This is a genomic window from Ensifer sp. VA4, assembly GCF_055710065.1.
The window spans coordinates 284608-300540 of record NZ_JBVQPO010000008.1; the positions used below are offsets into that span (position 1 = coordinate 284608).

The 15933-nt window shown below is 63.5% G+C and carries 14 protein-coding genes; 4 read left to right on the forward strand and 10 right to left on the reverse strand.

Annotated elements, in window-relative coordinates:
- Positions 1-92: 92 nt before the first annotated feature.
- From AC0C6X_RS16355 to AC0C6X_RS16380, 6 genes are all read right to left on the reverse strand, one after another.
- Positions 93-1493 carry an NAD(P)(+) transhydrogenase (Re/Si-specific) subunit beta gene (locus AC0C6X_RS16355; protein ID WP_173520338.1) on the reverse strand — a complete coding sequence of 467 codons (1401 nt, stop codon included), beginning with the start codon at positions 1491-1493 and terminating at the stop codon, positions 93-95.
- A 10-nt stretch (positions 1494-1503) separates the two neighbouring features.
- Positions 1504-1914, reverse strand: a complete 411-nt coding sequence (locus tag AC0C6X_RS16360; protein WP_173520337.1) for an NAD(P) transhydrogenase subunit alpha part 2 — start codon at positions 1912-1914, stop codon at positions 1504-1506.
- Entirely contained in the window at positions 1914-3059 is a 1146-nt protein-coding gene (locus AC0C6X_RS16365) for a Re/Si-specific NAD(P)(+) transhydrogenase subunit alpha (RefSeq protein WP_247959817.1), read from the reverse strand. Before AC0C6X_RS16365 ends, AC0C6X_RS16360 begins: the two co-directional genes overlap by 1 nt.
- A gap of 454 nt (positions 3060-3513) precedes the next feature.
- Positions 3514-3738 (reverse strand): aa3-type cytochrome c oxidase subunit IV, encoded by a 225-nt coding sequence (locus AC0C6X_RS16370; RefSeq protein ID WP_173520335.1) that lies wholly within the window; start codon positions 3736-3738, stop codon positions 3514-3516.
- A 236-nt stretch (positions 3739-3974) separates the two neighbouring features.
- A complete protein-coding gene (locus tag AC0C6X_RS16375; protein WP_173520334.1) occupies positions 3975-4748 on the reverse strand; it encodes an N-acyl amino acid synthase FeeM domain-containing protein in 774 nt (257 codons plus the stop codon).
- Between the two features lie 230 nt (positions 4749-4978).
- Positions 4979-7288 carry a putative bifunctional diguanylate cyclase/phosphodiesterase gene (locus tag AC0C6X_RS16380; RefSeq protein WP_472954040.1) on the reverse strand — a complete coding sequence of 770 codons (2310 nt, stop codon included), beginning with the start codon at positions 7286-7288 and terminating at the stop codon, positions 4979-4981.
- Positions 7289-7718: 430 nt separating this feature from the next.
- Between AC0C6X_RS16380 and AC0C6X_RS16385 the strand changes: the two genes are divergently transcribed.
- Positions 7719-8477, forward strand: coding sequence for a gamma-glutamyl-gamma-aminobutyrate hydrolase family protein (locus tag AC0C6X_RS16385; RefSeq protein ID WP_472954042.1), 759 nt, complete (start codon positions 7719-7721; stop codon positions 8475-8477).
- A gap of 44 nt (positions 8478-8521) precedes the next feature.
- Here AC0C6X_RS16385 and AC0C6X_RS16390 read toward each other — a convergent pair whose 3' ends face one another.
- From AC0C6X_RS16390 to AC0C6X_RS16400, 3 genes are all read right to left on the reverse strand, one after another.
- Positions 8522-9490 (reverse strand): 2-hydroxyacid dehydrogenase, encoded by a 969-nt coding sequence (locus AC0C6X_RS16390; protein WP_472954044.1) that lies wholly within the window; start codon positions 9488-9490, stop codon positions 8522-8524.
- A gap of 24 nt (positions 9491-9514) precedes the next feature.
- Positions 9515-10537: a LacI family DNA-binding transcriptional regulator gene (locus AC0C6X_RS16395; protein WP_057254582.1), complete on the reverse strand. Its 1023-nt coding sequence runs from the start codon at positions 10535-10537 to the stop codon at positions 9515-9517.
- Positions 10538-10722: 185 nt separating this feature from the next.
- A complete protein-coding gene (locus AC0C6X_RS16400) occupies positions 10723-11220 on the reverse strand; it encodes a MarR family winged helix-turn-helix transcriptional regulator (RefSeq protein WP_173520329.1) in 498 nt (165 codons plus the stop codon).
- 114 nt (positions 11221-11334) lie between these two features.
- Here AC0C6X_RS16400 and AC0C6X_RS16405 point away from each other — a divergent pair, with 114 nt between their 5' ends.
- The 3 genes from AC0C6X_RS16405 (at position 11335) to AC0C6X_RS16415 (ending at position 14566) form a co-directional block, all read left to right on the forward strand.
- Complete coding sequence (locus tag AC0C6X_RS16405; protein ID WP_472954046.1) at positions 11335-12126, forward strand: creatininase family protein; 792 nt, start codon at positions 11335-11337, stop codon at positions 12124-12126.
- Between the two features lie 79 nt (positions 12127-12205).
- On the forward strand, positions 12206-13609 hold the full coding sequence (locus AC0C6X_RS16410) for a polysaccharide biosynthesis protein (protein WP_173520327.1): 1404 nt from the start codon (positions 12206-12208) through the stop codon (positions 13607-13609).
- A gap of 78 nt (positions 13610-13687) precedes the next feature.
- Positions 13688-14566, forward strand: a complete 879-nt coding sequence (locus AC0C6X_RS16415) for a glycosyltransferase family 2 protein (protein ID WP_472954048.1) — start codon at positions 13688-13690, stop codon at positions 14564-14566.
- Between the two features lie 24 nt (positions 14567-14590).
- Here the strand turns inward: AC0C6X_RS16415 and AC0C6X_RS16420 are convergent, their stop codons facing one another.
- Positions 14591-15682: a glycosyltransferase family 4 protein gene (locus AC0C6X_RS16420; protein WP_472954051.1), complete on the reverse strand. Its 1092-nt coding sequence runs from the start codon at positions 15680-15682 to the stop codon at positions 14591-14593.
- Positions 15683-15933: the final 251 nt, after the last annotated feature.

A 15933-nucleotide genomic window follows, 5' to 3' on the forward strand; every position in this document is an offset into this window, starting at 1 on the left:
GTTCACTTGAACGCACGGCGCTCTAGGGTGTGACATAGACGAAAACGCCCGCCGGAAGGCGGGCGTCCTTGTATCGTGGTTCGGGATGAACCTCAGTGGTTCAGCGCCTTGACGATGTCTTCCGTCACCTTCTTGGCGTCGCCGAGCAGCATCATCGTGCCGTCCTTGTAGAACAGCGTGTTGTCGATGCCGGCATAGCCGGAGCCGAGCGAGCGCTTGACGAAGAGGCAGGTCTTGGCCTTGTCGACGTCGAGGATCGGCATGCCGTAGATCGGCGAGGACTTGTCGTCGCGGGCTGCCGGGTTGGTGACGTCGTTGGCGCCGATGACATAGGCGACATCGGCCTGCGCGAACTCGGAGTTGATGTCCTCGAGTTCGAACACTTCGTCATAGGGGACGTTCGCTTCCGCGAGCAGCACGTTCATGTGGCCGGGCATGCGGCCCGCGACCGGATGGATCGCGTATTTGACCTCGACGCCGGCCGCTTTCAGCTGGTCGCCCATTTCGCGCAGCGCATGCTGCGCCTGGGCGACCGCCATGCCGTAGCCCGGCACGATGATCACCTTCGAGGCATTCGCCATCAGGAAGGCGGCATCGTCAGCCGAGCCCTGCTTGACCGTGCGCTGGATGCCGTCGTCAGCGGCCGCCGCACCGTTTTCGCCGCCGAAGCCGCCGAGGATGACGGAGATGAACGAGCGGTTCATGCCCTTGCACATGATGTAGGACAGGATCGCACCGGAGGAGCCGACGAGCGCGCCGGTGATGATCAGCGCCAGGTTGCCGAGGGTGAAGCCGATGCCGGCCGCGGCCCAACCCGAATAGGAGTTGAGCATCGACACGACCACCGGCATGTCGGCGCCGCCGATCGGGATGATGATCAGCACACCAAGCACCAGCGAAAGCGCGACGATCAGCCAGAAGACCGTCGTGCTCTGCGTCAGCACCAGCATGACCACCAGCACGACCAGCGCCGCAGCGAGACCGGCGTTGATGACGTGGCGTCCCGCCAGCATGATCGGCTTGCCGGACATGCGCCCATCGAGCTTCAGAAAGGCGATGACCGAACCCGTAAAGGTGATCGCGCCGATCGCGACGCCGAGCGACATTTCGACCAGCGCTTGCGCATGGATGTCGCCGACGGTGCCGATACCGAAGCTTTCCGGCGCATACATCGCGGCAGCCGCCACCAGGACGGCGGCGAGACCGACCAGCGAGTGGAAGGCCGCGACGAGTTGCGGCATCGAGGTCATGGCGATGCGCCGGGCGATGACGGCGCCGATGCTGCCGCCGATGGCAAGACCGACGACGATCAGCATCAGGCCGCCGAAGGACGGCAACGCCAGCAGGAGCGTCGTGACAATGGCAATGCCCATGCCGATCATGCCGTAGACATTGCCCCTGCGGCTGGTGGTCGGGTGCGACAGGCCGCGCAGCGCCGTGATGAACAGGACGCCGGAGACGAGGTAGAGGAAGGCTGCGAAGTTAGCGTTCATCGGGCCGGCCTCACTTGTCTTTTTTCTTGTACATGGCCAGCATGCGCTGGGTGACGAGGAAGCCGCCGAAGATGTTGACGGCGGCAAGCACCAGCGCCACGAAGCCAAAACCCGTCGCCAGCCCCGAGGCCGAGATGCCGACGGCAAGCAGAGCGCCGACGACGATGACCGAGGAAATCGCGTTGGTGACCGCCATCAGCGGCGTATGCAGCGCCGGCGTAACCGACCAGACCACGTAGTAGCCGACGAAGATCGCCAGGACGAAGATCGCCAGGCGGAAGACGAAGGGATCGATCGCGCCGCCGGTGGCACCATGGGCGATGGCGCCGGCCGTGTCGGGCACGTATTCCGCAGCGGTGCGGACCGCTTCCACTGCCCGGTCGAGATCGGCGAGCGCCTTGTCGAGAAGTTCATTCGCCATCACTTGTCCCCCTTGCTGGCGCCGAAGTTCGGATGCACGACCTCACCGCCATGGGTGAGCGCCGTCGCCTTGACGAGCTCGTCCTCCATGTCGAGCGCAAGCGCCTTGGTTTCCTTGGAGACCATGGTTTCCAGGAAGGTGACGAGGTTCTTGGCGTAGAGACCGGACGCGGAAGCCGCGATGCGGCCCGGCACGTTGAGATGACCGATGACCTTCACGTCCTCGACCTGCGTGACCTTGCCGGGCTCGACACCCTCGACGTTGCCGCCGCGCTCGACCGCAAGGTCGACCGCGATCGAGCCGGGCTTCATGCTCTTCAGCATCTCACGGGTAACGAGCCGCGGCGCCGGGCGCCCAGGAATCAGCGCCGTGGTGATGACGATGTCCTGCTTGGCGATATGCTCGGCAACGAGTGCCGCCTGCTTGGCCTGATACTCCTTGGACATCTCCTTGGCGTAACCGCCGGCCGTTTCGGCCGCCTTGAACTCCTCGTCCTCGACGGCGATGAACTTGGCGCCGAGCGAAGCGACCTGTTCCTTGGCGGCCGGACGCACGTCCGTCGCCGAAACCACGGCACCGAGACGGCGGGCGGTCGCGATCGCCTGCAGGCCGGCAACGCCCGCACCCATGACGAAGACCTTGGCGGCGGGAACGGTGCCGGCCGCGGTCATCATCATCGGCAGCGCACGGTCATATTCGCAAGCGGCGTCAATCACGGCCTGGTAACCCGCGAGGTTCGCCTGGCTCGAGAGCACGTCCATCGACTGCGCCCGAGTGATGCGCGGCATCAACTCCATCGCGAACGCAGTCAAGCCCGCCTTGGCCATCTCGGCGATCGCCGCCTCGTTGCCATAGGGATCCATGATGGCCAGCACGATCGCGCCCGACTTGTAGCCGCCGATTTCGGCAGTCGTCGGCCGGCGCACCTTTAACACCACGTCAGCCGTCTTGGCGTCGGCAATCGCCCCGATCCGGGCCCCGACCTTTTCGAACTCAGTGTCCGGAATGCGCGACAGCGATCCGGCGCCCGCCTCGACGACGACGTCGAAGCCGAGGCTTTTCAGTTTCTTCACTGTGTCCGGCGATGCGGCAACGCGACCCTCGTTCGGGTCCGTTTCCTTGGCGACAAAGACAATCTCGCTCACAAATCCCCCTCCTTGGCCGCAATCGAGCCAAGGCCGGAATGCGGGCATTCTCTCCGACTGCAAAGCGTGCGACCAATCGAGCCTACACGCCCCCATATGCGAGGCACTGGGGTGCCAAGCACATATTTTCTGGAAACAGACACCCAAAGTGTTCGAACCGTAGGCGGTCCGGCCGCCGATCGACGCCCGAGCCTCGCCCGGCATCGCGGGTCTGCTTTCCACTCCCCCCTCACGCAGTGAGGAAACATGTCCCGTTGCAGCGAATGCCCGGGACATGGAGATCTCCAAGCCTTACAGCGCCGCGCATCCTATTGGGTGCACAACGGTCGCTGCAGCGTTTTGAAGTGCCGTGCAGCGTCAACGCCTCCAGTCGACGGCATGCAACTTCGTCCGGGCTCGCGCCCGGTGGCCGAGGAAGCGTCCAGCTCCTCGGCAATCAGTCCGATGACGCGGATTAGCGCAGGAAGAAGAAACCTGCGACGTTGAGCAGAATGAAGAGCACGAGCGAGGAGAAGAAGCCCATCGTCGTGAAGAATGCGGCAGCCATCGCAATCAGCAGCGCCACGCAAAACAGCGTGCCGTACTTCGATGCGCTCAGGAACATGCGGTAGGTTTTCTCGTGCTCCGGATAGTCCATCGGGGCTCCCACATCGACCGGTCCAGAATGATGCTCAGCCATCGTTCAAATTCTCCCTGAATGCCACGGCGTAACCCTTGGTCATCGCCGCTCCTAATCGAAGCATGGCTCCCGCGAAAAGTCGCGAAAACCCTTATAGCTGCCCTTACACAATGCTTGGGCCGGGCGCAACGAAAACCCGTCCTTTAGCGGTATCTGATGGGGCGATATGTCGCGGCCAGCAGCAAGGGCGGCGCACACGGGCGCGCTCCACCCTCCGATGTCGATATCGAAGACCGTCAGCGGAAGACGGAAGTTCGGTAGGAGCGACCATAGCCGGTTTGCGCCATGCGCGCGGTCGGCAGGATCGTCAACGGCGCGAACGGCACCTCACTGCGATCGGCAAACATCATGCGGCGTTCGAAAGGCTCTGAATCGAAGATCGGATAGCGGTCGAGGATCGAAGGCCGCTGCCCCCTCACCTGCGCCACGAGCAAGGCACCGTCGGCATTGTAGACCCCCAGGTTCTCGCGCTTGGCGACCACGGTCTCCGAGGCGAAAATGCGCTTGTAGAAGGCGGTGTGGCGCGGCCGGCAGGCCGTCAGGCAACGGTCGGCGGAAAAGTATTCGCAGGCCATGGCGACCGGGCGAAGCGTCAGGTAGGGAAGCGCCCGCATCTCGTCACCGATGACATCTGGATCGACGGCCAATCGGCCCGGATCGACCAGGACCATGCCGGCATCGAGGAACGCATCGATCTCCGCGCCGAAGATCAGGCCCGACGTGCTGGCGCGATGCGCCGGCGTCACGTGATGTACGCGCACGGTGCTGACGAGGCTCTCGTCGAGATAGATGCCGAAGACATAGGCGTGACTGTCGAAGTCGAGATCATCGATCAGCGTCGAGCCCGTCAATTCCATCAGATTGACGGACTTGTAGGCCTTGTAGCGCAGCCGCGCGATGTCCTCCATGTCCTCGCCGGTTTCGACCCGCCGATATTCGACACGATCGAGCAATTGCATCAGCTTTTCAGAAAAACGCCCAGGCTCCGCCTGGCGAACCGTCTCATCCATATTCCAGACCTCAATGGTTAACAAATCGTTAACCTATTGACGGGAAATGGGGCGGCAACCGCAAAACGGAACAGTTCACCGTTAACTTTCTGTTAACCCTAATAATTCGTGAATTAAATCGATCGACGTAGAGCGATGCGCGTCAAAATGGGATGTATTTATCCTTCCTAATCAAAAACTTGCTGTGGAATGGGCAGCGTCAGAACAGGACGGAATTTGGGGTCGCAGCGTCAGGCGATGCGCTTGCTGCCGGGTTTCGCGCCTCGTTTTGGCACACCGTTCTTGCAAAGCGTCGCAATGGCAGAGGCAGGCATGGGGGCGGCAAAGATAAAGCCCTGTATCAAATCGGCGCAATTGTGCTCGGTGATCAGCTGTAGCTGATCGGCCGTCTCGACCCCTTCGACGACGATGCGCAGGCCGAGGGCACGGGCAAGATTGGCCGTCCCGCGCAGGAGCTTGAAGCGGCGCGAATCCTCGCGGATGTTGCGCACGAAGGAGCGATCGATCTTGATGATGTCGACCGGGAGGGCATCGAGATAACTGAGGCTCGAATAACCGGTGCCGAAATCGTCGATGGCAATGGTGATGCCGAGGCCACGCAGCTCGCGCAGGATCGCCTGCACCTTGAGGGGCTCGTCCATCAGGCAGCTTTCAGTCACTTCCAGATGCAGCCGCGAAGCATCGAGGCCGGTTGCCTGAAGGGCATCCGTGACCATCGTGACGATCTCGCTGCTGCGAAGGTCGAGAACCGAGAGGTTGACGGAGACGGACACATCGTTCGGCCAGTCCATGCAATCCCGGCAGGCCCGATCGAGCACGAAACGTGTGATCTCCGTGACCAGCCCCAATTCCTCGGCGAGCTGGATGAAGACGTTCGGCGGCACGGGCCCGCGCTCCGGATGTGTCCAGCGCGCCAGCGCCTCGCAGCACTCGACCCGGCCGCCGCCCGGCGCGAACATCGGCTGGTAGGAGAGTGTCAGGCTCTGCGCATTGATCGCCTCACGCAGGTCGGCCTTGAGCTTCTGACGGTCGACATAGCGGGCGTCCATCTCGGCTTCGAACGCTGTGCAGCCGCCCCGGTTGCGCAGCTTGGTTTCCGAAAGCGCAAGATCCGCCTTGATCTGCAGGTCTTCGAGTTTCAGATCCACGTTCGATGCGATGACGAAGCCCGCGCTCACGGTCATGTTGAAGGTGAAGCCGCCGGCAACGTAGGTGCCGCGCAGATCCGTGTGAAGCCCACGCATCTGCTCTTCCAGATCGGCCACGCCGGCCTTGTTCGGAAAGAACACGACGAACTCGTCGCCCATCAGTCGCGCCGCAATCGCATCGTCGCCGGCGAGCGCCTTCAACCGGCTGGCAATCGCCTGCAGCAGCTTGTCGCCGACGATGTGGCCGCGCATGTCGTTGACATGCTTGAACTCGGTGACGTCGAGGACCATCAGCCCGACGAGGCGGTCCTCCTTCTCGTCGCCGCTTGCGGCCGCCGCGGCCAGCTCTGCGAAATAGTCGCGGCTCGGCAGCTCCGTCAGCTTGTCGAAACGCACCATGTGCAAGATCTGCTTGTCCGCCTGCACGCGCGCCGTCACGTCCTCGAAGATCAGCACGATATCGCCATTGTCGCGGCGGCTGGCCGAAAATTCGAGATGCAGTTCCTCGCTGACCGGGATCAATACCCGTGGGCGCTTGCCCTTGAGCAGCAGGTCGAGCTGGCGCGAGATCGCCTTGGTCTTCTCCGCACCGAGCCGCATGCGCCGCCCGCCGCGGCGGATCACGTCATCGAGCAGCCAATCCTTGAGTTCGGTCCTGTCGCCAAGCGCCAGCAATTCGCTCGCACGCTCATTGGCCACCACCACGCGGCCGTCGCCATCCAGCATGAACAAGCCATGCGTCATATTGTTGAGCGCGGCGTCGAACTGGCCGGCAATGGTCGCGATCTCGCGCGCCGCCAACACGTTTTCATAGAGGAAGGCGCGCACGTTGTTGGCCATCATCCAGGTGGAAAGGATGAACGGCAGGATCAGCAAGGCGAGCACCAGCATGAACACGTCCTGCAACGTGATCAGGCCGATAACGATCGGCAGGCACGCAGACGACGATAGGAGAAGCACGGCCCGCTCCGAGCCGTAATTGCGCCCAACGAGCGAGATCATCGAGGCCAGTGTCACCGAGATGGTGGCAAGCTCGGAAAAGGAATCCCGGCTGACGGCAATGGCATAGCCGCAGGCGATGCCGCAGGTGAGCGTGACGCTGACGCCACCGACGATGTAGCGGTTCTCCCATTTGCGCACCATCGCCCGGTCGGCACTGGCGAAATCCTGCCGGTCGAACCGCGCCATATCGAGATTGCGCAGCGCCCAGAACACGAAGATCGCGCCGGAACAGGCGAGATAAAGCGGATCACTGGTCTTGAGATAGACGAGCAGGAACGTCACGACATGCGACAACATGCCGATCAGCAACGTCTTGCGATGTTCGTAGAGCGAGCTCACGGATGACAGATACACGTCAGTCGGAAGAGCGCTCTGTCCAGGTCGCATCATGAACCAAGCTCCGGTTTACCGGATTGTTAAGGGTGATGACTTAACGAATGATTTCGTCTAACGCCCCGAAAAAAGTATCGAATCCCAGAAAAATCGCCGGGCGCGCCGGTAAGACCCAAGAGTTCAACTCAGTAGTGCGAAGCGCGCTGAACAACAGTCGGTTTCTGCAACCAAACATAGGTATCCGCACAATAAAGGGGCGCGGCTGCAACTTTGGCAATTCTACGATAATGGCGGACGATCCCAAACTTGCGTGCAGGATGGTTACTCGAACTTAAAGAATTACCTGCGATTTCCTGCCCTTTTCAGAGGGCGTTTCCCTGGCGATCGGCCCTGGATCGGCGCAGCGATCCAGCCCGCCACCTTCCCAGTTGACTTTCATCCACATCTGACGGCAAGGCTTTTCTCGAGCCTGTTACGGAGCCTGACGATGTCGAAACCTGTCGTTGCCATCCCCTGCGATTTCCGCGAATTCGACGGCAATGTCTGGCATGTCGTTGCCCATCAATATGTGCGCGCCGCCGTCGAAGGCGCCGGCGTCATGCCCTTCCTCATTCCGGCGCTCGAAACTGGAAACGACACCGACGAAATCCTCGACCGCGTCGACGGCGTGCTTGCAAGCGGAGCCCGTTCGAACGTTCATCCATCACTCTATGGCCGGAAGGCCAAGGACACGGATGGTCCCTTCGATCCCGGCCGAGACGCGACCAGCCTGCCGCTGATCCGCCGGGCGCTGGAGCGCGGCGTGCCGCTGCTCGCCATCTGTCGCGGCATTCAGGAGCTGAACGTCGCGCTCGGCGGCACGCTGGCAACCGAAATCCAGGACCAGCCGGGAATCTGGGATCACCGCAAGCCCGACGTGAAGGAACTCGACGTTGCCTATGGCATCCGCCAGGACGTCATCGTCAAGGAAGGAAGCTGCCTCGCTCCGGTGCTTGGCGCCGGCCGCATCCGCGTCAACTCGTTGCACCGGCAGGCAATCGGTGCCGCGGCTCCGCGCCTGGCTGTCGAGGCGGTAGCCGACGACGGCACGATCGAAGCGGTTTCGGTGATCGGCGCCAAGGCCTTTGCCGTTGGCGTACAATGGCATCCGGAATACTGGGTGCGCACCGACACCCCCTCGGCCAGCCTGTTCAAGGCCTTCGGCGACGCCGTGCGGACTTACGCCGCTGCTCGCCTGGCCGCCTGACGCTTCTGCCTCCCTATCGTCGCCTGAGGCAACGATGCCGGGTGTCAACCCGCGCGCCGCGTGAACGACGTTTCCGGCACCGGCGTCAACGCCTTTCCGGCCGCAAACCAGGCTTCGATATTGTCGACGACGAGATCGGCCATGGCGTTGCGTGTGAACACCGAGGCCGAGGCCACATGCGGCAGGAGCGAAACGTTCGGCAGCGCCAACAGCGCATCCGGCACGTGTGGCTCGTTCTCGAAGACATCGAGGCCGGCACCGGCAATCACCCCGCCCTGAAGCGCCGCGATCAGCGCCGGTTCGTCGACCGTCGAGCCGCGGCCGACATTGACCAGCACGCCGTCACTGCCCAGCGCGGCAAGCACATCGGCATTCACCGTCCGCCGCGTCGCCTCGGTGCCGGGCACGATGACAATGAGCGTATCGACGGCCGCCGCGAGGCCGACGAGCGTCGAATGGTAGGCATAGGGCAGGCCTTCGCGCGGGCTGCGCGTGTGATAGGCAATCGACACACCGAAGGCTTCGAGCCGCCTGGCGATCGAGAGGCCGATGCGCCCGAGGCCATAAAGACCGACGCTTCGGCCGCGCAGGGACAGCGGCGACAGAGGAAACGCGCCCTCGCGGCTCCAGCGCCCCTGGCGCAGCCATTGTTCTGCCTGAGGCAGTTGCCGGAGCGTGTTCAGCAGCAGGCCAATCGCAGTATCGGCCACCTCTTCGGTCAGAACATCCGGTGTATTGCTGACGGCAATGCCCTTGGCGGCGGCATGTGCGACCTCGACGCCATCGTAGCCGACGCCGAAATTGGCGATGATCTCGAGCTGCGGCAGGGCATCCATCAGGGCTCCCGGCAATCGGCCGGCGACGGCAACCGCCTTCACGTCCTGCATGTCCGGCGTCACCAATGCCGGATCGGCGCTCTCTATCCTGGCGACGTCGAACTGCCCGGCCAATCGATCGATCACCCGTTGATGGATCTTTCCCGGCACGAGAACGCGCGTGCGGCTCTTGGACATGGGCAACTCCTGGCGGGAGGGGTCTCAAGCGATGACGCGCAACGGGCCCGTCGACTGGCGGATGCGCATTTCCGGCTTGATCAGATGGATGCCGTCGGGTTCGTGGCTGCCGGAAAGCTTGTCGAGGAGCGCGCGGGCAGCACTGCGGCCGACATCGGCTTGGCCGTTCCAGACGGTGGTGAGCGCCGGCGTGGCGATCGACGCTTCTTCGAGGTCGTCGTAGCCGGTGACCGAAATGTCGACGCCGGGCACCAGACCGGCGCGGGCAATGCCGTTCATCATGCCGATCGCCACCAGGTCGTTCCAACACACGACCGCCGTCGGCTTTTGCGGCAGGGAGAGCAGATGCACCGCCGCCTCGAAACCACCCTGCTTCGTGCGGGGGCCGGGAATGCGCAGTTCCGGATCGACCTCGATATTGGCCTTGCGCAGCGCGTTGACATAGCCCTGATAGCGGTCGCGCCCCGTCGAGGTCTGGTCCGTGCCGCCGACCATGGCGATGCAGCGGTGGCCGAGGCCGATCAGGTGATTGGTGGCAAGCGAGATGCCGTAGGCGTCGTCGCCGCGGAAAATCGGCACGTCAACGCCCTCGATCGAGCGGGCGATCAGGATTGCCGGCATGCCGTTGTCCTCGGCAAGCTGGATGTCCTCCAGCGGCGTGCCGATCGCCGGCGACATGATCACGCCGTCGCCGCCAAGCTGCAGCAGCGTCTCGATGAAGTCGCGCTGCTTGTCGACCGAGTCATAGTGGTTGGAGAGAATGAAGGTCTGCTTGTCACGGTCGAGCTCGGCCTCGATCGCTTTCAGGATTTCCCCGTAGAACGGGTTCATGATGTCGTGCACGACGACGCCGATGATGCCTGAGCGGGATGTTCTGAGACTGGCGGCGCGGCGGTTGTAGATATAGCCGAGCGCGCGCGCCTGTTCCTTGATCTTGTCGCGAGTGACGGTTGCGACCAACGGACTGTCGCGCAGGGCCAGGGATACCGTTGCCGTCGATAGACCAAGTGTTTCCGCGATCGTCGAAAGCTTGACCTTTTGCGCCACGATGCCCCCTGTAAGCCCTGTTCCGCCCCCGGCCACATCAACCCCACGATCCAATCCGAATGAGGTTGTTGCGGCATGCCTTGCGGCACTCTTCGCGCGTCTCAGTGGACGCACGCGTGCCATAAATTTAAATCCCTATTTAAACTGTTTAAATCGCCACGGCAATATGCGGCGAACAAGGGGGGTCAGTCGGCGGCCCGGGCGGCCTGGAGATTGCTGTCGACGGCGCGCAGCAGTTTCATCAGGGTGCGCACCTGCTTCTCGGTCAGGCCGCGTGTCGCGAGCTTTTCCGAATGCTGGCCGGCTTCGGCGATGATCTGCAGGCGGTTGCGGCCGGGCTCAGTGAGATAGACCTTGGTGAGCCGCGCGTCGTCCTCGTCCGGCCGGCGCTCGAGGAAGCCCTGCGCCTCCATCCGGCCGATCGTGCGGGTCATGGTCGGCGCCTTGACCCCAAGCCTGGCGGCAAGGCCCCCCGCGGTCATGCCGTCGGTTTCGGCCAGCGCCAGCATCACGCCGTCCTGTCCGGCGTAGAGACCACTTTCGAGCAAATTACGGGAAAGTACGGTGCGCATGGACCGCGCAGCCTGGACAAGGATAGCAGCAAGATCGTGCGGCTCTGTCAGGAGCTCGTCCTTCTTCTTGCCGTTCTTGCCTTTCTTTTCGGCCTTGTTCTTCTTGCCCATTGGACCTCCTGCCGAATCTCTGCGTCGAACACTTATAACAATACAGCTTGCGATTACGAACTGTATGACTCAAATAACAATTTTACGACAATTGACGTGGAGGATCGAAGAGAAATGTCGATGCCTGAACCGCGATGGCAGGACAATCCGGCCGACCTTCCGGAGGGCGCCCGCCGTGACTGGATTGCCGTGCTGCCGCTCGGCGCCCATGAACAGCATGGCCCTCACCTGCCCTTCGAAACCGACACCCTGATTGCAGAAGGCATCGTCTCCCGCACGATCGCGGCGCTCCCCGCCGACCTGCCCGTCACTTTCTTGCCGGCCGAGCCGGTCGGCTACTCGATCGAACACATGGATGTCGCCGGCAGCAGAACGCTTGCCTATGGCGAGGCGGTCGAGCGCTGGCTCGGCATTGCCGGTGATCTTCATAGGCAGGGCATCCGCAAATTCGTGATGCTGAACGCCCATGGCGGCAACTCGCCGTTGATGACGATCGTCGCCACCGAAGCACGCGTGCGCTTCAATATGCTGGCCGTCGCAACGAGCTGGACCCGATTCGGCCAACCGGACGGCTGGATCAGGCCGGAGGACAAGGCGCTGGACATCCACGGCGGCGATATCGAGACATCGGTCATGCTGGCACTCCATCCCGACAAGGTCGACATGGCGAAGGCGTCCGATTTCCGCTCCCGCCAGGAGGAATTTGCCGCGCGCTTCAAGCATCTGCGCGCCTACGGCCCGCATGCCTTCGGTTGGAAGATGCGCGACCTCAACAGCGAGGGTGTTGCCGGAAACGCCGCCGCCGCCACGGCAGCACGGGGTGATGTCTTGATCGCCCATGCGGTCAAAGGCTTTATCGAACTGCTGGAAGACATGAGGGATTTCGACCCGGTCGACCTCGACTGAGGACGGAGGCGGCGGTCCGGCAAACACTTTGTTTGCGGTTTTGCGCTATCACGAGCGCGAAACGGAAGGGCAGAACCCCATGGCGAAGATCGTTGCGCTCGGCGCCTATTTCTACCAGGCCGTCATCGCCTTCGGTCTGCTGATCATCGTCGCCCATTGGCTGGCGCCGGCCGACTATGCCAGCTACTCGCTCTTCATCTCGATCTGTCAGTTCGCAGCGATCGCCGCCTTCGAATGGGTGCGCTTTGCCTGCACGCGCTTCTACCCGGGACCAGACGCGGAGAGCGAAGCGGCGGAACGACGCACAATCCTGATCGAAGCCGTGGCCTGCGCCGTCCTGTGCCTGCTCGCGGCGGGCACGTCCCTGCTCTTCGGTGTGCCGCCCGTCGTGGCGCTTGTCGGCGGTCTGGTCTCGATTGCGCAAGGCGGCAGCGACCTGCACCTGACCATGCTGCGTTTCCGCCAGGACTTTCGCGCCTTCTCGGTGTTGCAGGGATCGCGCGCCACCATTCTTGCCGCGGGAACCTTGGCCGGAGCGCTGGTTTCGCCGAGCTTTCTTTCGACCGTTACCGGCCTTTTCGCCGGCTACGCTGCCTATGGTCTGCTTGCATTCCTGCTCTCACGCCGCGCGGCCACGCGTCCTGCCGCTGCGCTCGACGGTGCCCGTTTCCGCAAGCATCTGGTCTATGGCAGCGTCTCGGCCGGGGCCGCCACCGCCGCCATGTTCGCGCCCCTGGCGCTGAAAGCGATCCTCACTTCGGCGCTCGGCGCGACAGGCGCCGCAGGCGCCCTGCTCGCGCTCGACCTGCTGCAACGCCCATTCGTGCTCATCGTTTCGGCCCTTCAGGCGATCCAGTATCCGGAGATCGTCACTGCGCATGACCGCGCCGGCGATGGCTCGGACCTGGCCCGACAACTCGGGCGATATTACGCGCTGCTGACGAGCTTCGCGCTGATGATGGCAGCCGGCATCTTCGCCGTCCTTCTGCCCGCTGCCTGGCTTGTCGTCAGCCCGGATCTGCAGCGAGGCTTCCTCGCCACCGCACCGGCCATCATCATGCTCTCGCTTGTTCGCACGCTGACGCAGATCATGCTGCCGACGCCATTGCATCTGAGGCAACGCCTGGCACTGATCCTGCTGCTCGCCGTTGCCGACTGCGCGCTTCTGAGCCTTGGAGCACTGGCAGCCCTGACCGTGACCGGGGCTTACGATGCGGCACTCGCCTGGGGCAGCGCCATCGGCGCCATCCTCGCCGCTCTGGTCGGCCTGCGCCTGATGTCCTCGCTTGCCTTCGATTTTTCCTGGCCACCCGTGCTCTTCGCCGCCGCCGGACTTGGTGCGGCCGTTTTGGCCTTCTCCTTCTCCGGTGAAACCGGCTACGTCACGATCGGTGCCGGCATTGTCTTCGGCGGTCTGCTCTGCTTGCTCGCGCTCAACCAATTGCGGCTGATGATGCGGGCGCCGAGAACGAACACTGCCTAGGCGCAAAGAAGGTAGGGCGCTAAGAGAAACTGCACGAATTTCCGGTTAGATCGCGCCCAAAAGAGCGGAGAGCGCCCCATGAACATCGTCGTCGGCATAGCGACCGCGGGCCGCCGCGAGGTTCTATCCGAAACCCTGCAGCACCTGACGCGGCAGACGCGGCTGCCGGACGCCGTCCTGATCTGCCCGAGCGCGGCGGAGGACGTCGACGAGGCCAGCATCGGCGCGCTGCCCCTGGAGATCCGTATCGTCGCCGGCAACAAGGGCTCCAGCGCACAGCGCAACGCCATTCTCGACCAAGCGAAAACCGCCGATCTGATCGTCTTTTTCGACGATGATTTCCTGCCGCGCAGCGATTTTCTCGCCGAGGCGGCAGGACTGTTCGAGCGCGAGGCGGATGTCGTCGTGGCAACCGGCCTGGTTCTGGCCGACGGCATTCATGGCCCGGGCATATCGGTTGCCGATGCCAGAGCGATCCTCGACGCGGACCCAGGCGCTCGGCCGGACAATGTCGCGCAACCGGCGTTCAACGCCTATGGCTGCAACATGGTCTTCCGCGTCTCGGCGATTGCCGCCGAACGCACCCGCTTCGACGAGCGGCTGCCGCTCTATGGCTGGCAGGAGGATGTCGACTTCTGCCGGCGTCTGGCTTCGCGCGGCCGGATCGTGAAGTCGCCTGCGCTCCGCGGCGTCCATCTCGGCAACAAGCGCGGCCGTACCTCGGGCCTGCGCTTCGGCTATTCGCAGGTCGCCAACCCGCTCTATCTGCGCAACAAGGGCACGGTCGGGCTGAAATGGGCGCTGCGCCTGATGGGCGGCAACATCGCCGCCAACATCCTGGGCAGCCTCAAACGACAGGGCCTGGTCGATCGCCGCGGCCGCCTCAAGGGTAACCTGATCGCCCTTGGCGATTTTGTCCGCGGGCGACTGGACCCCATGCGGGTTCTCGATCTCTGACGCGCCAAGCTCGCGCAGAATGGATCAGCCCTGCCGCGCGGCCAGCATGTTGAGCAACACCACGGCGCTTCCCTCCCAGGAAAAGCGCCTGGCGTTGTCGAAGCCGGAACGACGCAACGCCTGGCGAAGAGCCTCGTCGGCGGAGATCGTCCGCATCGCTTCGACCAAGGTCTCCGTCTTCGCGGGATCGAAGTAGCGCACCGCATCGCCGCAGGCCTCGCGGACCGGCGGGATATCGGCCGCAAGAACCGGACACCCTTGCGTCATTGCTTCGAGCGGCGGAATGCCGAAGCCCTCGTAGAGGCTCGGAAAGACGAAGGCGACGGCGCGCCGTTGCAGCCCGGCGATCTCCTCGTCCGTCAGGCGGCCGGGAAAAATCAGGTTGCCCTTCGACGTCGGCGCAACGTCGCGAAACACGGTCGGATCGGTCCCGCCCACGACGACGAGCTTGTGGTTGCCGGCGCCAAGGGCCTCGAAAGCGCGGACTGCGAACTCGACGTTCTTGTTGGGCTTCAGCGTGCCGACGAGCAGGAAGAACGGCGTGTCGCCAAGCCCCAGCCGCTCGATGATCCCCTCGTCCGGCCGAAGCGCTGCGAAATGGTCCGTCGCATTGTAGATCACGTCGATGCCGGCGGCCGGCACGCGGAAGACGTCGGCGAGTTCGTGGCGCGAGAAGTTCGAGACCGTTCCGATCTTCGCCCGCCGCGTGAGAAGGTGGCCGAGCGTCCCGTGGAACAGCCGGTAGCCGCGGCCGAACGAGGCTGGGTGGCGAAACAGGGTGACGTCATGGATCACCACCACCTGGTCGCCGTGTAGTACCGGACCGCTGCCGCCGAAGCCGATGAGCGTGTCGCGCCGCGCCCGCCAATAGAGCGCTCCCTGCTCCCAGACATGGCCCGGACCCGAGCCGAAGGACTCGACCGAGATCGCCTCGAGACCGAGGTCGTCAGCCGGCTTGCCCGGTATCAGCAGCCGCCAGCGCACTCCCTTCAGGCCATGCGGCACCTGGCCGGAAGCAATGCGCGCGTCGAGCGCCCGGGTCATCTCGCGGGCAAAGCGCTGCACGCCGGTAAGCGGCTGGGTCAGGAACCGGCCGTTGATGGAAATCGTCTTCACCTGCGCACCCCTACGATGTGGCGCGCACTCTCGCCGATTTTGATGAAGGGAGGGTTATCGGGTGCTCGGGCGACCCCGTCTCCCCCTCGGCAAAATCATCAGCGCCATTTGCGCATCGTCGCTGCATCTCCTATATGAGACGCGACCACAGCGCCGCGCGTCTGACCAGACGCGCAAAGGTCGCTGTAGCACTTTGAACTGCTGCATGTTTTTGTCCTTTAATCAGCGGCGATTAAAGGAAACATGCAGTA

What these genes read in the sequence shown, in the direction of transcription:
- AC0C6X_RS16355 (WP_173520338.1), bottom strand. Translation starts at nt 1,493, where the DNA reads ATGAACGCTAACTTCGCAGCCTTCCTCTACCTCGTCTCCGGCGTCCTG.
- AC0C6X_RS16360 (WP_173520337.1), bottom strand. Translation starts at nt 1,914, where the DNA reads ATGGCGAATGAACTTCTCGACAAGGCGCTCGCCGATCTCGACCGGGCA.
- AC0C6X_RS16370 (WP_173520335.1), bottom strand. Translation starts at nt 3,738, where the DNA reads ATGGCTGAGCATCATTCTGGACCGGTCGATGTGGGAGCCCCGATGGAC.
- AC0C6X_RS16375 (WP_173520334.1), bottom strand. Translation starts at nt 4,748, where the DNA reads ATGGATGAGACGGTTCGCCAGGCGGAGCCTGGGCGTTTTTCTGAAAAG.
- AC0C6X_RS16380 (WP_472954040.1), bottom strand. Translation starts at nt 7,288, where the DNA reads ATGATGCGACCTGGACAGAGCGCTCTTCCGACTGACGTGTATCTGTCA.
- AC0C6X_RS16385 (WP_472954042.1), top strand. Translation starts at nt 7,719, where the DNA reads ATGTCGAAACCTGTCGTTGCCATCCCCTGCGATTTCCGCGAATTCGAC.
- AC0C6X_RS16390 (WP_472954044.1), bottom strand. Translation starts at nt 9,490, where the DNA reads ATGTCCAAGAGCCGCACGCGCGTTCTCGTGCCGGGAAAGATCCATCAA.
- AC0C6X_RS16400 (WP_173520329.1), bottom strand. Translation starts at nt 11,220, where the DNA reads ATGGGCAAGAAGAACAAGGCCGAAAAGAAAGGCAAGAACGGCAAGAAG.
- AC0C6X_RS16405 (WP_472954046.1), top strand. Translation starts at nt 11,335, where the DNA reads ATGTCGATGCCTGAACCGCGATGGCAGGACAATCCGGCCGACCTTCCG.
- AC0C6X_RS16410 (WP_173520327.1), top strand. Translation starts at nt 12,206, where the DNA reads ATGGCGAAGATCGTTGCGCTCGGCGCCTATTTCTACCAGGCCGTCATC.
- AC0C6X_RS16415 (WP_472954048.1), top strand. Translation starts at nt 13,688, where the DNA reads ATGAACATCGTCGTCGGCATAGCGACCGCGGGCCGCCGCGAGGTTCTA.